Origin of the sequence: Geminocystis sp. M7585_C2015_104 (genome assembly GCA_015295805.1) — a bacterium.
GTDB lineage: Bacteria > Cyanobacteriota > Cyanobacteriia > Cyanobacteriales > Cyanobacteriaceae > DVEF01.
This window is the reverse complement of sequence record DVEF01000060.1, coordinates 26270-45328: the sequence shown is the minus strand read 5'-3', so window position 1 is coordinate 45328 and position 19059 is coordinate 26270. Positions and strand designations below refer to the sequence as shown.

The window sequence follows — 19059 nt, the reverse complement described above, 5'->3', positions numbered from 1 at the left end:
GGAGTGTATGAGAGCACATCAAAGGAGTTTATCAGGCTATGATCCCTGGCCCATGTCAGAATATTGCCGAGACTGTTGATGCCATCCTTGAGCTACTTAAAAAACACAAAGAACTTCAAAAAATCGACCCCTCCGGAGTACAACTGGCGTTGAGAAAGGCAATATCCCCCCGTTTTGAAATTGTCTTCGCTGGAGCCTTCAGTGCGGGTAAATCCATGTTAATCAATGCCCTTTTGGGCAGAGAACTATTATACAGTGCAGAAGGACACGCCACCGGTACTGAGTGTTACATAGAATACGCACCGGCTCATCAGGAAAGAGTAGTATTAACCTTCCTCAGCCGACAGGAGATTGTGGAACAAATTAGAGCCCTTTGTCAACTGCTCAACATAAATCTTAATGAAATCCCCCTTGAAAGTACCACTTTTATAGAGGATATTAAAAATAAGTGTCGTCAAATTATTGAAACCGAGGGAGGAGTCAACAAATCCGAATTGGCAAAACGGGCTAACGCTTTGCTGTTGCTGTTGGAGGGGTTTGAGGAAAACAAGGATAAGATTAAAGCTACGGAAAATGCCACTTATTCCATGGAACAGTTTAATTTTAGCACCCTGGCAGAGGCGGCAAGTTATGCCAGAAGGGGTAGGAATTCTGCTGTCTTGAAACGCATTGATTATTTTTGTCACCGTCCCCTCTTAGAAGACGGTAATGTTTTAGTAGACTTACCGGGAATTGACGCCCCGGTGGAAAAAGATGCCCTTCTCTCTTTTGAGAAGATTACTAATCCCGACACCTCCCTTGTGGTTTGTGTTTTAAAAAGTGCTTCTGCCGGGGATTTAACCCAAAGGGAAACAGAATTATTGGAGGCTATCAAATCCAATCCTGCCATTGGCAACAGGGTATTTTATGTGTTTAATAGGGTGGATGAAACTTGGTATAACAGTGATTTGAGGAAGAGACTAGATAACCTTATCAAGTCGGAGTTTAGTCATACCAAAAGGGTATATAAAACCAGCGGCTTGTTAGGCTTTTATGGCACTCAGGTGAAGAAATACACCTCTGCCGAAGACAGGTTTGGGTTGGACAGTATTTTTGCAGAGGAAGTCAAGGGTGAGGATGGGATTGAAGATACTCCTAAATTTGTCAGTGAATTTAACAATTATTGTGCCTCTTCTGGCAAATTAACTACCACCGCCTTTCGGATTTCTGTTAACAGTTATGAAACCCCTAATCAAAACTATGTGCGGATTTTAAAAGAGTGTGGCATGTCCCTAATTGACAAACTTATTGAAGACAGTGGGGGGGAGAATTTTAAAGATGAAATAACCAGTTATCTTAGAGAAGAAAAACATCCTGAATTATTCAGAAACTTGGCTGACGAATTACAAAAAATATGCCTGGCTATGAGGAGGTATTATCAAGACACCCAACTGGAATTAGAAAGTCAGCCCAAAGACATCCAGGAAATGAAGCGGACAGAATTGAGTAAAATCAAAACCAGACTCAAGGAAATCGGCGACGAGTTTTCTGCCTACCTTGAGGAAAAAATTAACAGTTATGTCAACGGAAAGAATACTAGCTTTAATCAACGGATGAAACAAATAGAATATGCCTTTGTTTCCAGTCTACAAGAACTTCTACAAACCTTTTCTGTCACTGACGCCTATGGTTTAGCTTTGAAGAGACACCCTCGTAATCAGACTGCCCCGTTTTTGGCTGTATTAGTGGAAGCCTTTTATTACATCGCCAACTCTTTAGAAGATGTTTTAACCAAGGAATGTGAGCGTCTTGCTTATGGTTTTGTGGGGGATTTAATTGAGGATATAAGACGCAAGAGTTTTTATGGAGAATTATGTCATATTTTGGGTAATGATGCGGGAATTGTTGATATTTTATTGTCCCAAACCAAGACGCTGTCTGCCGCTTTCCAAAGCCTGGCAACAGCAGAATGTGATCGCTATGTGAGGGAAACAGGATTTAATTGGAATTCTTGTGTTAATCTAGAGGAAATTTTTAAGAAAACATCCCAGACATACGACGTATCTTCTATTTTAGATGCTGAGGGCCAAATCCGCAATTTGTTAAAGCAAGACTTTGAGCAAAAAGTCAATAGAACCATCTATAGCACTTTCCCACAATCTGTCAAGCAAAATATCAAGAAAATCTTTATCCCTCTCAGGGAGAAAATAGCAGATGTCATCCTGGATAGATACGAGGAATATCTCCATGAAATAACACGTGATCTGGAGGAAAAGGCTAAGAAAAAACTGGAAGAAAACCAGAAGAGGTTGGAACAATTGCGTCAGGAAATTGACATATATAACGAGGCAGTAAATCAGATTAATAATTGCTTAGAAAGCTGGCAAATCTATGGCTACTTGCCCTTGATAATTAAATATTAAAACCAAGAGGGAATTGGTGGGGGTTGAAAGGGAAAAACAATTCAACTCCCACTGAAGCCTATATATTAGGAGGACACCAGAAAAGATTCTTAGTAGAAATGCCAAAAGAATTAAGAATTTGACGCATTATTTCTGTGCATTGTAACCAATAGTCCAGGTTGTTATACATGTGATCAGGATTGAAATAACGGTTTTCATGAAATACATTTTCCAAACCAGCAAATTCTTGAGAGGACTGTTCTGATAAAATCAAAAGACGAAATGGTTTGCCCTGACATTTACTCTTAAGTTTAGCCATTAAATCTTCCACCTGTCCCCTGGTGGCATAACCAGTGCGGATAAAGAGGATTTCATCGCTATTTTGGATAGTAAACCAGAATCGTTTTGCCCTAGCCTGATAACGTTTTCTCATGCGCTGGAGGATGGGATACATGTTTTCTAGGGGATTTTCCCCCTCTTCCACCTCATGGGCGAAAGACAATCCCGTCCACTTGGTATGATAGATCCTGCCATGTTCGGGGTTATAATGCAAATAGGCAGGATTCCACATGTCATCAAACCCCGTTTCTATTATATGGGCGACATCACTGAGATTGGTGGTGCGGGTTAAATCAAAGGGATAGGCCGGGCCATCATATTCCATCTTATGTAATAACATTCTAACAGCACATCTGTCTCCCAGGGGTAGGATAGCAATTCGTTTTCTCTCTGAGAGGCTACAGGTGTGGGTGAAGAAAAGGGCTTGGCGGGGGGGCACTTTAACTCGACTTTCTAAGCCATATTGGCCTATAATCATGGTACGGAAGGGGGTGTCGGGATTGAGGCTGTCTTCGTAGAAACCCTGGGGGAGGGATTTTAAGGAATCAGACACCTCCTGCCACATGGGATGCACATTATACTCATGGGGGGAGAGATTAATGAGATAGACACTTTTACTGTCTCGTTGCAGAATAGCAAGATTGCCGTCATAAAATAAGACTTGGGTTTGGGTAGGGGAAAAGAAGAAGGATAGAGGGAAGTATTCTAACCGGGTGGAGGGGGGTATATTTAAGGTAGGGTTATCTTTAGGGGTGAAAGAGAAACAAGCCAGCTTACATGGCTGTTTTAGGAGATAGAAGTGGGATTGTAGCCATTGTGAGGGAATGACATTTACATTGATGGTGAAGGGGAGGTTACTAGTGTTGCTGAAGAAAAGACTACCGTAGGTGGGGTTATAACTTACAGTTAGCCCCTGACGACTATACAGCTTTACTGGAGAAGCAGATTTTTTTTTTGTCTCGGCTGCCGTACCAGTTAGCCTCTCAGGGGAAAAGAGGGTGATATCAATAACAGAAAACATGCGACGGTGTCCCTCACTGTTGGGATGGGCAGCATCGAATTCTAAACCGGGGGCGAACCTTCCATGGCCATCGTTTAGCACTGTCAGCCAATCTAATACCGGCACACCCCAACTCAACATGCGGTCATGACTGTCGTACAACAACCAGTTATGTTCTGGTGTATAATGAGAATGGGGGTATAGTGACCCCAGAATGGGAATGGCCCCAATCTCCCTTGTCATGCGGATTAATTCCTGTAAGCCACTTTCAAATCGTTGTTGCAATGCCCGCCGTTGATGGGGTGGACAGTAGGCGAATCCCTCATTACCCAGAGAAAGGGAGATAATTACCACATCGGGATTGTAGGGGGTTACCACCTGGGGGAAGCGTTTAATAGTTGTGGTAACATTGGCGCCTATTTCTGAAACGTTAATTAACTGGTGGCCGTATTTCTCTTCAAGGGTTTCTTTCAATAACTGAGCCCACCCTCGTAATAACCAGGCACTACAGCCCAGAGCTACCGAACTACCTATAACTACAATTCTCTTGCCGTTTTCTTTTGGGGGGATTGGGGGCGTTGGTATAGGTTTTTCCCAATAGCCGTACGGATATGGATTGACTTTCCCAAATTGTAAATCCTCCACGACGATGGTGTATTTTTCCGCGGAGGCGTCAAGGATAATCCAACGGTTGTCACCAAGGCATTCCCACTCAAAAGTGCCATCTTTCTTCTTTTTCAGGTATTTGTATTCTACTTTTTGGCCGTCTCCAGGAAGGTCCACCTCCACCCACCAGAGGGGATAGGTGTGAGTGTCAGTGTAAAGGGGAAGGGATTTAGATACATCCCATTGACCTAATTGGGATACTGAGCCGACAATAGCGATAGACTCCCCCAATTGTGTGTGTGCCGTAACCTGAAAGCGATACATAGGAATTGCCCACCCGCGTAAAAGCCATGCTTAAATTTTTATCATATTTAGACTTAGGTTTGAGACAGACGTTTGACGGCTTCTCCCCCCAGCATGGCGTCTGTTTCTGCCAAAAGTCGGGGGATGACGTGTCGGTGGGGGCTATTTTTGAGACATTCAGACAAGTCGAATTCCGCCACCCTATTTGCCTTTTCGCCGGGAAACCAGTGGCTGCCATTGCCCAACAGATTATAACGGTTTTTAGCAAACTCCACTAGGTCATAGGCCAAGGCCAAATTGCGCAACCAGAGAATCACGGGGATGTTTATATTACCGGGGGTTTCTTCGTAACTAGGCAAGCCAACCCGCCAGCTATACCACCATTCTTCTCCTAATACCCTTTTGGCTTCGTTTTCCAGACGTTCAATAATAGGGGGTAGGATTTGGTGGGCATGGGGGAGGAGAGGTATAGTTTTCAAATGTTCGTCAAAGTCGGTGGGTTTGGCAGCACCAATGCTGAGGGTGTGCACCTGGGGGTGGGAAAGACAAAATAAATCATTAAATACCATGGGGCTTAGTGGCTGACACAGTTGTACTAGTTTTTTGGGAGGCTTATATAACATTCCCCCCTTATCTGATGGACTAATGATAAACACCCCCATGTCGTACTTGTGGGCAGTTTCTATAGCCTTCCAGTTATCTTGAAAAATCCAATACCAGTGGAGGTTAACATAGTCAAACTGGTTAGTTTCAATGGTTTGGATAATCAAATTCGTTGCCCCATGGGTAGAAAAGCCGAGGAAACGCACCTTCCCCTCTTGTTGTAATTTTCTGGCCTCTTCCAGACACCTAAGGCTGTATTCTAAAAGTTGGGGGGTGTTGATTCCATGGAAGGATAACAAGTCTACATATTCCAGACGCAGGTTGGCGAGGGATTGCTCAAAGATCTGCCTAAACTTCTTACCGTCTTCTTGGGGGGGCACCTTGGTTTGGACTATTATACTATCTCTAGGAATATGGGGAAGAATTCTGCCCAACTGCATCTCGGAGGTGCCATAATAACGGGCAGTTTCGATGTGATTGATTCCCAATTCCACACTGCGACGGATGGTGGCTTCCAGATTGGCTTGGTTGTCGGGGGGTATTTCTTGCCAAGAGACGTCCTGCCATTTATACTGATAACGCATGCCGCCGCAGGAGAATACGGGCATTTGTAATTCCGTCCTGCCAAACCTACGATAAAGCATCTATGCCACTTACTAATCCACTACGACAATATAGTTATATCTTGACGAAGTCCTGCTAGTAGCGGCAACAAACACCCTTAGCCCCCATTGGCCATAGACGTTTTTACTTGTAGCTTTCCGCCAGCTTAGCCAGGATTTTGGGTTTAAGACGCTCAAATTCTTCTTTTAGTCTCCTCTTGCTGACGGCCGGCTCACCACTGGTTTTTATGGTGGCGGTGATTCTGAGCCATTCTTTCATGATTTTACACTGATTAGCGGCAATAGTAGACATCATACTATGTTGACAGTGGTCTGGTTCTTCTATGGCAAAAAAGAGAATGCGGTAACTGCCAGTGTCTGCCAGGAGAGAAACTACTTGTCGGGAGGATTCACTTTTTAGGTCTAAATAACAGGGTAGCCATCTGGGGCCATGAGTGGGATTGTATATAACTGTAATCCAAAGAATCATGGGATGGGGGGTTTGGAGAAAGAGAAACTGATTGTAGCGCACACTGACGAGTCGATTGATAATGTCTTGTTTATCCAACATTACCCAGAGACTGGCAAAGGTCTCGGTTTCGGTGGTAACGATACGGGGGAAGACGATTTTTTGCAGAGGCTTGTTTTTGGGCCAAGTTAGTTTGCTGAGGGTACTACCGGCGGATACTTGGGTAACAACTTCGGTGGGACTAGTATCTATTCTGTTTTTCTGTCTGGGGGTTTGGACTGCAATGGTTGGGGTATCGTCTCCTCTTATGACTTCTTTGTTTACATCAGAAGCTATAGTAGGGTGGCCGGAAAAGTAAGTTCTTTCGTTAGTGGCTGATTCCTGGATTCCCTTTTCGATATTGTCAATTACCTTAATGATTTCCCCTACTGTCTGAGGACGATCCTCCCGGGATTTGGCCATGCACTTCAATATGATACTCTTTAACTCTGAGGGGATGTTTAAACGGGGGTCAAAGGGCCGCGGTTCGTACTCATGATGGGCTTTATACCAGGCGCCAAAGGAGGAGGAGTCCGGCAGGATGGGCATTTCTAGGGTTAACATCTCATACATCATCACCCCTAGACTGTAAATATCCGAACGGTTGTCTAGTTTTTTCCCCTCCATCTGTTCCGGTGAGCAATAGGCCAAAGTCCCCATGAATGAATGGGTTTGAGTTGCATTGGCCTGTACTAACCTTGCAATACCAAAGTCCAGGATTTTGATCAGCTCTCCCAGTGTAGGCTCTTTTGTTACCAGTATATTACTCGGTTTTATATCCCGGTGGACAACCTGGCATAGTTCTCCGTGTAGCATGATACCCGTATGGGCAGCTTCAAGGCCAACGCATATTTGGCGGGTGAGGCGTAAAAAGCGCTTTAGTTCAAGGGGTTGGAACTTGATGATGTCGCTTAAACTTTGTCCTTCCAAAAACTCCATGACGTAGAAGGGCACATCATTCTCATCCACCCCGTAATCCCGCACTTTGACGATGTGGAGGCTTTTTTCTCCCAACAGGGCGCTGATGGTGGCCTCTCGTTCAAACCGCTGTCTCATTTTATCATTGAGGAGGGTATGGGAGAGGAATTTCACGGCCACGGTGACACCTCCCAACACCTTATCCTCGGCTCGATAAACCTGCCCCATTGCCCCCGAGCCCACCAATTCTACCAGATGGTAGCGCCCTGCAAGTATCCTATCTTCCCTTTTCTTGTCTGAGTTCATATTGCCAGTCCCTTCCTATTTCCTAGTTTATCTTTATTTTCACTGATGGATTAACTTTCTTTTTTTTGTTTTGTTAATACCCTTGTTTTAACGGTGTCGTTGTAAAATTGCTTCTAGGGTGTATAGCAGATTATTTCCCGTCATCATGATGCTAGTGAGGTGGTAGGTGTTTTCCTCCAAATGGTAGAAGGTTTCCACACCGTGGAGACGCATGTTACTCCCCAATACCCAATAGCGTTGGATGATGGAGTAATCAGTTATCCACCCTTCTCCTTCTATTTTTTCCACGTCACTTCGTTTTAAAACAAAAGCATACTGTGGTCTTCCCGTGGCTATATTTCCCTTATAATGGAAGGTGATATGGGGGTTTTTGTTAAAATTGCCATAGCGGGGCATACTCTGGGGGAAGACTAGTTTCATTTGTAGGGAAAACCAACTTTGTTCTTCCCAACCAATAATTATCGCACCCTTGCAAGGCACTGAGACTTGGGCTTTATCAAGCCAACTCCCTTCTAAAACCCAGGCGCCACTTTCTAACAAAAAAGTATGACTCATTATAAGTAGAGACTACTTGTGTTTCAAAAACAAATACAATCTCCCCCTCACATTTTAACCCAATATCCTGTCTCTTCTATCTTTTTAGAGCCAGGGTTAGTCCATCTCCTATGGGTAACACGGTTAAGTCTATTCTTTCGTCTCTTAACAGTTTCTGGTTAAATTCTCTGATTTTTTTCGTTGTTTCGTCGTCTACTTCCGGTTGTGCTACCCTACCATACCATAATACATTGTCTACGGCAATTATTCCCCCTTTTCTTACCAGTTGTAGGGAATACTCATAATACTGTTCTTGATTCTCCTTGTCAGCATCTATAAATACAAAGTCAAAAGTACCGCCCTCTCCCTCTTGTAACAATTCTTCCAGGGTATTGATAGCGGGGGCCAATTTAAGGGTTATTTTAGATTCCACTTTAGCTTTTTGCCAGTTAGTGCGGGCCATTTCTGCGAATTGGGGATTGTTATCACAGGCGATTAGTTTTCCATCTGGCGGCAGGGCCAAAGCCATTGCAGTGGAACTGTAACCTAGGAAAACACCTATTTCTAGTACTTTTTTTGCCCCCATGGATTTTAGCAGGAAAGAGAGAAACTGTGCTTGTTCTGGGGCTATTTGCATTCTTCCCATAGGGTGGGAGTAGCCTCGTTGGCGAATTTCTTTTAGTATAGGCGACTCTCTAAGGGAAATGGATAGAAAATAATCATACAGCTGGGGTGTTAGGCTTAGGGTTTTAATGCTCATAATCTGTTTCTTCTTGTTTTCCGCACCAGTTTCTATTTAAGAGAATAACATTTTTTCCTTTTTCTTTGGGTTTCCCATTTCTTCTTCCTTTCTTTTTCCTTGTTTTTTGTGTTCTTTCATTTTATCTCCAGTTCATAGGGGAGAATGCTGTAAATTTTAAACCCATCTGAAGACAGGGCATCTGCGATTATTCTCCTAATGCTCCTCTCCCCTGGCCAGCAGCAAAAACCTGAAATATTTCTGGTTATTTCCTCTCTCTTACTAATCGTTTCAATGCCACCAAAATTTTGGAGTAAATCGAATATAAAGTGTTGGCTTTCTGGGTAGGTAACTATCTGATAATTGTCGTTCAGTTGCAGTTTCTCACTCAGGTAGGATATGGCCTCCTCCAAACCCCCTAACTCGTCCACCAATCCAATTTCTTTTGCCCTTTCCCCTGACCAAATTCTTCCCTCTGCTATCTGAATTACCCTATTAACGGGCATTTTTCTTGACTGGGAGACTCGTTGCAAGAATAGCTCGTACACCCTGTCCACCCCTTTTTGAAAGATTGCCAATTCCCTCTCGTCTTTTTGGGAAAAACTATTATTTAAATCTGCCAAATCGTTGGTTTTGATTACATCATTGTTTATGCCATTGTTACGGGCTAAATTCTGAAAATTAAAAATTAAACCAAAAACGCCAATGGAGCCAGTTATAGTATTATGGTCAGCAAAAATCCTCTCTCCTGCTGTGGCCACCCAGTAACCCCCAGAGGCGGCTACATCCCCCATAGACACCACCAGGGGTTTTTCCTTTGCCAGGAGTTGTAGCTGACGCCAAATACTATCAGAAGCAGGGGCACTACCCCCTGGACTATTTATCCTCAGGACTACACCCTTTATGTTATCATCCTGGCGTATTTTTCTGATTTCTTTCACAAAGTCTTCACTTCCTACTTCTCCTACTTTCCCCCTTCCATCCACAATAGTGCCTTCCAGATAGAGGATGGCAATTCTATTTTTTGCCTTGGTGGTTGATTTAGCTGCCACATAGTCACTAATAGTTATTTGAGGAAAGTCTTCTTCCTCTTTGCTATTAGTTATCTGTTTAATCTCTTCAGTAACTTCATCTGGGTATTTTACCTTATCAACCAGTTTAATTTTTTCCGCCTCGTGAGATAATAATATGCCTTTATTGTTAGCTATATCGTCTATAATACTTTCGTTTAAATTGCGAGATTTGGATACACTCCTCCTTAAGTTAACCCATATATCTGATAGTATTTCTTTGGTTTGGCTCCGGTTTTCTTCACTGAATTTGTCCATGGTAAAAGGCTCAACTGCCGACTTATATTTACCCGCCCTTATTACCTGAACACCTATGCCATATCTTTTCAATGCCGAGGCGAAAAACAATTGAGAAGTGGCTAATCCATTTATTTCTATGCCCCCCAGGGGGTTGATTACAATTTCATCGGCTACTGATGCTAAAAGATAATCAGACTCCTGAGCAGAGTTTAGATATGCTATTATTTTTTTCCCGCTTTTTTTGAATTTTTCCAGGGCTTTTCTAATTTCCGAGATGGAAGCATAACCGGTGGAAATATTGCCCTTACTCCCGTCAATATACAATGCATAAATCCGTGGGTCCTCTGCCGCCTTATTAACAGCATATATTATATCATTTAGTCCGATGTAATTGTCCCCAGTAATTTCACCAAAAACGGAGGAATTATTGTAGTCACGCACTGTATTTTTTAGCTCAAAAACCAGTACGGATTTGTCTTCTATGGTAGGAGGAATAGACGACAGATAAGAGGTCAAAAGAACAAGGGCACCTCCTGAGGTGAAGACAACAAAAAATAGGCCGGACACGGTGCCTATAAAACTAGCAAATGTATGTTTTAAAAAGTCTTTCATAGTGGCTAAGTTGAGAAGGAAATCATGGCTTGTTTAGGAAGAAATATGGGCGGTGGATTTTGGGGAGGATTGTGCTTCTAATATGGCTGGCGGATAGGGAATTCTTTGATGGTTGAATTGTTGCCAGACTTCGACGAAAACCTCGGCAATTACAGGTAATTCTTCATATTTAATACCGCTGTCATCTAACTGATGATCGCGCCAACGAGCCTGAAATATTTTATGTATCATTGTCCTAGCCTGTTCAGGTGTAGCATTTTTGAGGGAGCGAAGAGCTGCTTCACAACTGTCGGCTAACATAACTATGGCAGTTTCTCTGGATTGGGGAATAGGGCCATCATAACGGAAATCGGCTTCATCTACAATTAAATCGGGGTTTTCCTTTTGAAGATTTTTAGCTTGGTAATAGAAATAAGAAATAAGAAGAGTGCCCTGATGTTCTGGAATAAAATCTCTTATAGCCTTGGGGAGGCCAGCTTTTTTGGCCATTATCAGGCCTTCAGTTACATGTTTTTTGATGATTTCTGCACTTTTCCAAGGGTCATTTATAATATCGTGTTTGTTAACACCTCCCATCTGATTTTCGATAAAGGCAAGAGGATCATGCATTTTTCCTATATCATGATAAAGGGTGCCGGCTCTTACCAATTCAACATTACAGTGGAGACGACGGGCGGCGGCCTCTGCTAGACTTGCTACAAATAGGGTATGCTGGAAAGTACCCGGGGCTTCTATGGCCAGTCTTTTTAAAAGGGGGCGATTGGGATTGGACAATTCTGCCAGTCTGATGGGTGTGATTAAGTCAAAAAAGCGTTCCAGATAAGGTGAAACACCAAGAGCTACAATAGTGTAGGCAAGACCTACCAGGCCATGCCAGGAGGAGATGGGTAAAAGGGTATACCAGATGGGGCCGCCAGAAGCTCCTTGGACGAGGGATATGATAAAATGGACCGTGCCCTGGGTTGTGCCCACTCCCACTCCCAAGAGGGCCAATTCTTCCCGGGAATAGAGACGACTGGCTACGATGCTAGCTACTACTGCACCAGCGAAGGAGGATACCAAATATGGCCATTGGGAGGCTTCTGTTTGGAAAAGGGTTAATCCTGTAATGAGGCTAACCTGGGTTAAGGCTAGAGTAGTGCCATAGAAGGTGCTACTCAAAAAGCCTACTGCTGGGAGGGGGTTGTATTGGGCATCAAAAATGGAACTGGATAAGACACAAAGGCTTAACAACAAAAATAAAATCTGGTCCCTACGCCGTAGTTTCTTTTGTATTTTTGCGGTAACAGCACCGAAAACGATGACAGAGGCAGAAACGAGGAGACTGCTAACAGTAATCCCATGCCAGTTAACCCCCCTACGACTCAATCCCAAATTGTCGAGGATGACAAAGTCTGTCTGGGTGATTTTCTCACCGGCGGCTACGATTATGTCTCCTTTTCTGACAGACACCACCACCGTTTCCACTTCTTCTGCCGCTTTTTCTGCCCTCGATATTGTTTTTTCCCTGTCTATGGTTAAATTAGGAGTCAGGTGGGGCAGAAGCAATTTAATCGCCAACTGTTGAGTGGTGGGGTGGGAATTTTCTAAATGCAGGAGGATAGCATCTCGTTTGATGTAGTCTGGCAAACCCGTGGGGATTCCTTGGAGTAACATCAATCGTTGTATTTTCAAAACCCCCTGTTTTAGTTGTTGCCAACTCGCCTCATCCAGGGTTAGCAGGGAATTTATTTCCTCCCTACTCCAAGGCATACTGTTAGATTGCTTCAGTTTGCGAAGGGATTCATAATCTCTTCTTGCCAACTCCAGACTAGCAATAAAAGCCTGAAGAGTTTTGGCATCCACCCTGTTGCTATACTGCCACAACTCTGATAGGGCCCTATCTTTTTCTCCTGCCGGCGGGGTTTTTGATGGGGATAACAGTTTTTCTTTTAGAAAGTGCCACCTATCCTCCGGCATGCTGTACAATTCGACCACAGAGGTGAGAGAAATACCATTTAAAGCTTGCCCACGTCTGCGGAGATTTTCTATTTGCTCAAGAGTATTTTCCAACTCCCTTTGCAGACTTGCCGTTACCTCGTAGTCTCTACTCAGTACAGGCAGAATGCCCTGTTTAATTTTTCTTCTAAGTTCTTCTGTGGTTTTATGATCTACAAAAGTGCCATCTCTAGGGGAGATGATGGTAACAGGGGAGGTAGTGCCAACTGCCAATTCTGGTTGGTTATAAAAGCGATAACTAGTAATAGAGGTGAGGGCGGAAACGGAAACGATAATCATTATGGGAGATTGTACTTTATTTAGCCAACGCCACCCCCCCTCATTGTCTTCTACATCGCCATTCTTTCCATTTTTGCTACTTTTTTTTCCACTACCACTGTTTTGGGGATGAAACATTCTCTGCCACCTCTCAAAGGCATTACCAATAAACCCTATGTTCATAGTTTCATGATTTTTTGGCCCCGTCTAGGAAAGTCCACCTCCACATCCCTCTTCCCGGCCACTGGCCTTTAGAAAGAACTACCTGTTCCCTATTTTCCAGCTAAACCTATTATACATGCTTTACAGACGGCTGGGGCGACTGGCCAACTTCCCACCCCATGAAGCCGAAATCTGGTATTATTACCCCAGTACGAGTTTCTATGAACAGCCTTAGGTAGGGTGGATTTTAATCCCACTGGGGGTATTATTTACTAACCTGAAATTGTAGATTCTATGGGGAGAGGGGATGGATAAACAGTGTCCAAAAATTCAAGGGCCACTGTTCAGGGCTAAGATGATAACATGGTCTGATGAAAAGTGAAAGGCACATGACAGCCGAGATCAAATCAATCAAATCTGGTGTACAATAGCTAAACCATCCTATCGCTTCGGCCATAATTTTGAACAGCAGGGTAGAGGAGGCACTAAATTTTGTAGCTATTTCAGTATAATTTTTTTCAACAAAAAATTCTAATGGCCAACAGTGGATGTTGGTATTGGAAAAAGGGGGATTGTAAGGGGCATACAATCATAGAATCTTGCCGGCAGTGGGTCCTGAAATTTTGTATTTCGTTTGTTTTTTTTATATTTAAAGAGCCGCATCTTATGGGAATAAACCCTTACAGGGGTTGAGCAAGTTGCTGAAGACAATAGGCAAGGACACTGGTAAAAACAGGCACGGTTAAATTGTCAATACCTATGAAGGAGAAAATTTCCAAAAAGGTAGCCGTTATAGCCACCGTGGCAGAGATGAGGGGATAGTTGTACCAACCATCGCCGGTGAGGGGGAGAAGGAGGAGGGTGATAATCATGCTAACAAAAAACATGGTCAAAGATCCCTCCCAGCTTTTCTTATTCCCCCAGAGTATATAAGGATGTCTACCCCATTTTTGGCCAATTAAAGCCGCTAAGCCGTCACCATAACTCATAATTAGGATGCCTAGGATAGTAAACAGTTTAGTGTCTTCTCGCCAAAACAAAAGAGTAAGAATACCTATACTGATGGCATAAAACAAGGTGCCTAAACTCCTCCTGCCGACGCTGTTAACACTGGGTAGGATGGGCACATAATAGGACATTACTGCTATTGTACTAGCCACCAGGGCAGCCAAGAGGATAATGTCAGCAGTGATATTCAACCACCACGCCAGTAGGATAACATTGCCACTACCTATATGAACTATTTTACGAGTCAACTCAGCATCGGTCTTGAGGTGACGGTTGAGTAATTCTGCTAGGATTAATAGGCAGCCCAGATATGAGAATATAATCAAAAGAGCCGGGGTTTGACTATAAATGCTGGCTAACATGACTTTGTTGAGGGGGGGCAGATGATGGGTTATAGGAGTATAATCTAGCAATGACTGCCACGGCTAACCACCATAATGTATTTACCTGTGGGCGATACCAGACGGTATCAAATAACCCCTGGGTGGCCAATCCTGCCATGGCTGCCAAGGCGGCAATTACCCATACCCCCTGCAAATCCTGTTTGGGTTTCATTTGTTGTAATAACCCTATCCCTCTTTTAACAGTAGACACTATAATTCCCATGAAGGCAACAAAACCGATTATACCCGTTTCTATTGCCACCTCTAGGAAGATACAATAGGTACTTAGGGCAGTGTATTTTGTCTGCATGTACAGGGGGTATATTTGGTTGAATACCTTGTTGCCTAACCCTATACCCAGCCAGAAATAGTCTTTAAACATTTGTATTGCTGCCATCCACACGTTTATCCGGAAGTTATTACTGCTATCCTCCCTCCAGGCAAAAAGACTGAATATTCTTAGTCTTAGGGGCTCACTGAGAATTATTCCCATTCCCACCAAGGCTAAAAAGCCAGCCAGGGCTATTGGTATTAACCATTTACGCCAAAAAGGTGACAAGTAGCGGGACCACCAGAATTTAAATCCTAACAGAAAGACAATGGCTGTGGCCACTAATCCTAGCCAGCCACCTCGGCTACCGGTGTAGTATATACAACTGACACTAATCAGCAAACAGAAGGCGGCTAGGAATTTTTGGGCGCCGGTTTTCCAGACAACCAAAGCCAAAACAGAAAAGGCTACGGCAGGGATTAGATAGCCTGCTAAAAGATTGGGGTTACCCAGAAAACTGTATACTCTTGTCTGTTCTGCCAACGGTGAAGTAGGATCGTTCCAGGTAGCTAGGGGTTTGACACCAATTAGTTTTTGTCTTATGCCATATGCACCCACAATAAGGGCTACTAGGAGGTATACAGTTATTATCCACCAACCATAACGAGGAGAGGCTAAAATTCTAGCACATAGGCAGAAAAAAAGAAGATACAGGGTGAATTTGACTAACCCCACCAGTGCCGCCAGTTTTAGGGGAGAGAAGGCGGTAGCCACCACGGAAATCAGAAAATAGGCAAAAACCCACAGATGAATGGCGGTTATTTGATTGTTTTTTGTTTCTGCCAGGGTTAGCAGTAGCCAAAACCCCCCGGCTGCCACTAAAAAGACTCCCACCAAACTGTTTTCCGCAAAGGGGGAGGCAATTATTACTAAGCATACCAGGACTGTGGCGATGGGCTCACTGTAGGCTAGCAGATAACTGTCTTCCCGCCAGGGGGATAATATGCCTACCAGTTTCCCAATCCAACTGTGTTTACGCCAAGATAGCCAGGGAGATGAGGAGACTGGAGAATAGTCGGCAGACTGCATATTAACGGGACTTTTAGCCAATATTCTTCTGAAGTACTATAACACCCTTTGGTCAGGACAGGCAATTGTGCCCCGTTTCATTTCAGTTCCAACTGTGATAGGATGTAGTGCAGACGGTTTTGGTCACACAGATACAAGTACCCCAATAGGGTTTCAAAGGCACTGGCGGCCTGGTACACTTTTAATGGTAGACTGCCACGAGGTGAACGGTTTACCGCATTACGTCCTCTTTTCACCCATTCCTTCTCTTTCTCATTAAGCAGAGGGTAAATGGTCAATAGCTGTTGTGCTTGATATTCCGCACGTACTTTTTCCACTACTAGGCTGTGGTAGTGGGAGATTTTCCTTGGGGGCCACAGGTAATAACAGCGTATATACAGCTCGTACACGGCATCCCCTAGATAAGCCAGGGAGGTGGGGGATAGTTGAGAGAGGAGGGGGGGAGGGGATTCCACCTCCTTTTGGGGTAAACTGGGGCAATGGTCACTATTTTCCGGTAGGTTTTGGTTATTTGTTAAACAACGGAAAAATCTAACTACTCCCAGACTCATTCAATCCCTTTCAAAGCCTCGTCAAGAGAATTATATAGTTTTAAGAACTTTTCTAGTCTTACCATTTTTACGGTTTGTGTCACCCTGGCATTAGACACAATTGCCATTTTCCCTTTTACACTTTCTACCTGTTTGGCAATGCGCACTAGGGCGCCCAAACCTGAGCTATCTATGAAATCAATCTGGGACAAATCCAAGACAATTTTGTTGGCCTTTTCGTTGATGTATCCCAAAATAACCCTTTGGAAAGTGGGCTCAGAAAAAGCGTCTAATTGCCCCAACAGGTGGAAGATTTGACAATTATTCTTGATTTCGCGAGTCCCCCTCAGACTCACCGTCAAATTCAGTTGTTCGTTCAGAGTGACCTCCTTATTTTCACTAGTGATTATCTCTGCTTTCGGCACTGCTTTCAGAGAAATCTCCTTTGGCTGTGCCTGTTTTTTGGTTGTTTATTGGCGTTAGGATAATAGTATAATATAGGGGAGGATTTTGGTCAAATTAAAAGAGAAAAGAAAGCAAAATTTCTACATGATATATGGGATTGATGGCCTTGTCTTTAAGTTGTCTTTTCTTCCTGCCCTCATTGCCCCTCGCAGCCGCACTCCCCCCGCCTACAGATATACCAGAGGAGATTTTGGCTACAGAAATTTTACTCCAAGGGCGCGATAATGAAGGGAAACCCCTGGAAGCTGGGGAATATGCCATGATGAGGGAAAAGGAGAAGGAAGGAGTCTACCCCCCCACTATTTCACCACGGCTAAGGGAAAAGATATTTCTGTTGCAACTGTTACACATGTTTCGCACCTTCACCCCTTTTTAAAAAAAAATTTAAAAAAAACTAAAAAAAATTTAAAAAAAGAGAAGCCTTGCCCCCCAAAGGCAAAGCCCCCGGATGGTATAATAGTGGTGGCCGTAGACTGGGCTAGTTGGAAGTCTGAGCAGCCAACATCTCTTTTAGTTTAGCTAACTCGTTGGCCCAACGTGGGTCGGGCTGAACTGACTCGGAGACGGAGGTGGGTTTTTGCGCCTTGATTTTGGCGGGCGATTTCCTGCGGGATTTTTTCTTCTTGCGACGCTGAGGCTTGTCTACTGCTTTCTTTTCTTTCTCCCCTTCCTCTACCGCCGTCGTTCTTTCTGTATTTTTCTGTACTTCAGCCCCCGTGGGGGTTTCTGTAGTACTAGTTTGCTCTGTATTATTGGAAGCAGGGGAAGACTCGCCCTGAGTTTCCCCTTGAGATTCAGAGGCTTGCTGGGGTTTTGTTTTCTTCTTCCGGGGTAATGCCCTTTCGATGACTAAAAGAAAATCATTCCCATTCTCATCTTTATACACCTCCCCATTGTAAATGAGAGGTTTTTGGTTGTATCTACTTATGAATTCCTCCGCAGCTTCCTCTGTAGGCACAGTCACGAAACCGAATCCCCGGCATTCTTTCTTCCTTCTCTCCTTGATGAGTTTGGCGGTAAAGGGGGTTTGAAAATCACTGAACATCTTAAGTAGAATTTCTTTATCCAGTTCCGCCTTTGGTAGTTTAAGATAAAGACGTACAGACATTTACTTCTCCTCCATTTGTTATAAGTCTACTTACTGTTATCCGCAAAAATGATACAATACCACAAATGAACTCTTAATATTCACAATAAATGAGCTAGCCCCCCTTGCGGTGCAACTAACTCTATCATTGTTGATGTCCGAGTTTTTTAGTTGGTGTATTGAAGCTATTATGCTCATTGACTGTTACTGTGGCAGTAGATAACAGGGAATTTCATTTTTCCACAACCACTGTTTTTGTCTTGGCCATTTACCTGTTGGTTAGGTGACAATGTCAGACAGTGTCACTACTTTCCATTCCTTTTTCTTATATTATCATACCCATTCGTCTCTGTTTAGTCCAGTTCCGACTCGGTTTTCACTCAATTTCTTTCTGGAATTGTTGACACCACCCTTCCTCCCCCCACCCACTCCTTTTTAACCCTTTTAGTCTGACGGGATAAATCATAGGTTTCCCCACCCTCCCCTCTCGTAGGCAATTGTACAGTTAGCTGCCACTATGAGGGGATTTTTATTCTTCCAAAAGTTCGTAATTCCATAATGGGCACCACTCATCTTCTTCCTTCTGTCTAAACCGAGAATGTCTTTTGGTCAGTTGTTTTCAGGCCTCACTTGTTATACAATCCATGTAAAATTCCCCTTGAGCCCTTGCCAGTTTGAAATACTGATGGCGGGGGCAATTTTCTAGTATGGTTTTTGGCTTTAAATCAAACAGTTCATTGTGATAGTCTTTATTTTACTCTTTTTTTGGTGTCTTTACTGAGGGCGAATTCCTCCCTCGGCGCATAACAAACAAAATGTAAAACCTTTCCTCAACGGCCTTCTGGTTAAATACTTGGTTGTCTTTATAGCCAAGCCACTCCCTGCTATTTCACTATCAAAATACTTGGTAATTACCCCAATATAGTCACATATTTACCCCAAAGGATTCTCGTCAATCCTTCTAGACAAACCCTGTATGCTTGCCATGATCTCATGCTGAGGGTATGCTTTTATCAACTTAAAAATTATCCTGGAAAACCGTCTATC

At 43.6% G+C, this 19059-nt stretch carries 14 protein-coding genes; 2 read left to right on the top strand and 12 right to left on the bottom strand.

Annotated elements, in window-relative coordinates; all coding sequences use genetic code 11:
- The first annotated feature begins 38 nt into the window (after positions 1–38).
- Positions 39–2402 carry a dynamin family protein gene (locus IGQ44_07015; protein ID HIK37722.1) on the top strand — a complete coding sequence of 788 codons (2364 nt, stop codon included), beginning with the start codon at positions 39–41 and terminating at the stop codon, positions 2400–2402.
- Positions 2403–2460: 58 nt separating this feature from the next.
- Here the strand turns inward: IGQ44_07015 and IGQ44_07010 are convergent, their stop codons facing one another.
- The 11 genes from IGQ44_07010 to IGQ44_06960 all read right to left on the bottom strand — a co-directional run bounded on the left by IGQ44_07010 (position 2461) and on the right by IGQ44_06960 (position 16816).
- Positions 2461–4650, bottom strand: a complete 2190-nt coding sequence (locus IGQ44_07010) for a lipase (protein ID HIK37721.1) — start codon at positions 4648–4650, stop codon at positions 2461–2463.
- Between the two features lie 53 nt (positions 4651–4703).
- On the bottom strand, positions 4704–5876 hold the full coding sequence (locus tag IGQ44_07005) for an aldo/keto reductase (protein HIK37720.1): 1173 nt from the start codon (positions 5874–5876) through the stop codon (positions 4704–4706).
- A 103-nt stretch (positions 5877–5979) separates the two neighbouring features.
- A complete protein-coding gene (locus tag IGQ44_07000) occupies positions 5980–7566 on the bottom strand; it encodes a serine/threonine protein kinase (protein HIK37719.1) in 1587 nt (528 codons plus the stop codon).
- An 87-nt stretch (positions 7567–7653) separates the two neighbouring features.
- On the bottom strand, positions 7654–8121 hold the full coding sequence (locus tag IGQ44_06995; protein ID HIK37718.1) for a hypothetical protein: 468 nt from the start codon (positions 8119–8121) through the stop codon (positions 7654–7656).
- A gap of 76 nt (positions 8122–8197) precedes the next feature.
- Positions 8198–8860 carry a class I SAM-dependent methyltransferase gene (locus IGQ44_06990; GenBank protein ID HIK37717.1) on the bottom strand — a complete coding sequence of 221 codons (663 nt, stop codon included), beginning with the start codon at positions 8858–8860 and terminating at the stop codon, positions 8198–8200.
- Positions 8861–8976: 116 nt separating this feature from the next.
- Positions 8977–10761, bottom strand: a complete 1785-nt coding sequence (sppA, locus tag IGQ44_06985) for a signal peptide peptidase SppA (GenBank protein ID HIK37716.1) — start codon at positions 10759–10761, stop codon at positions 8977–8979.
- A gap of 33 nt (positions 10762–10794) precedes the next feature.
- Entirely contained in the window at positions 10795–13200 is a 2406-nt protein-coding gene (locus IGQ44_06980; GenBank protein ID HIK37715.1) for an HDIG domain-containing protein, read from the bottom strand.
- A gap of 659 nt (positions 13201–13859) precedes the next feature.
- Positions 13860–14549, bottom strand: a complete 690-nt coding sequence (locus tag IGQ44_06975; protein ID HIK37714.1) for a phosphatidate cytidylyltransferase — start codon at positions 14547–14549, stop codon at positions 13860–13862.
- Positions 14530–15930 (bottom strand): putative bicarbonate transporter, IctB family, encoded by a 1401-nt coding sequence (ictB, locus tag IGQ44_06970; GenBank protein ID HIK37713.1) that lies wholly within the window; start codon positions 15928–15930, stop codon positions 14530–14532. The genes IGQ44_06975 and ictB overlap by 20 nt, the downstream gene beginning before the upstream one ends.
- A gap of 77 nt (positions 15931–16007) precedes the next feature.
- Complete coding sequence (locus tag IGQ44_06965) at positions 16008–16481, bottom strand: hypothetical protein (GenBank protein HIK37712.1); 474 nt, start codon at positions 16479–16481, stop codon at positions 16008–16010.
- Entirely contained in the window at positions 16478–16816 is a 339-nt protein-coding gene (locus IGQ44_06960) for an STAS domain-containing protein (GenBank protein HIK37711.1), read from the bottom strand. The genes IGQ44_06965 and IGQ44_06960 overlap by 4 nt, the downstream gene beginning before the upstream one ends.
- A gap of 209 nt (positions 16817–17025) precedes the next feature.
- Here IGQ44_06960 and IGQ44_06955 point away from each other — a divergent pair, with 209 nt between their 5' ends.
- A complete protein-coding gene (locus IGQ44_06955; protein HIK37710.1) occupies positions 17026–17301 on the top strand; it encodes a hypothetical protein in 276 nt (91 codons plus the stop codon).
- A gap of 102 nt (positions 17302–17403) precedes the next feature.
- Here the strand turns inward: IGQ44_06955 and IGQ44_06950 are convergent, their stop codons facing one another.
- Entirely contained in the window at positions 17404–18033 is a 630-nt protein-coding gene (locus tag IGQ44_06950; protein HIK37709.1) for an RNA-binding protein, read from the bottom strand.
- Positions 18034–19059 lie beyond the last annotated feature (1026 nt).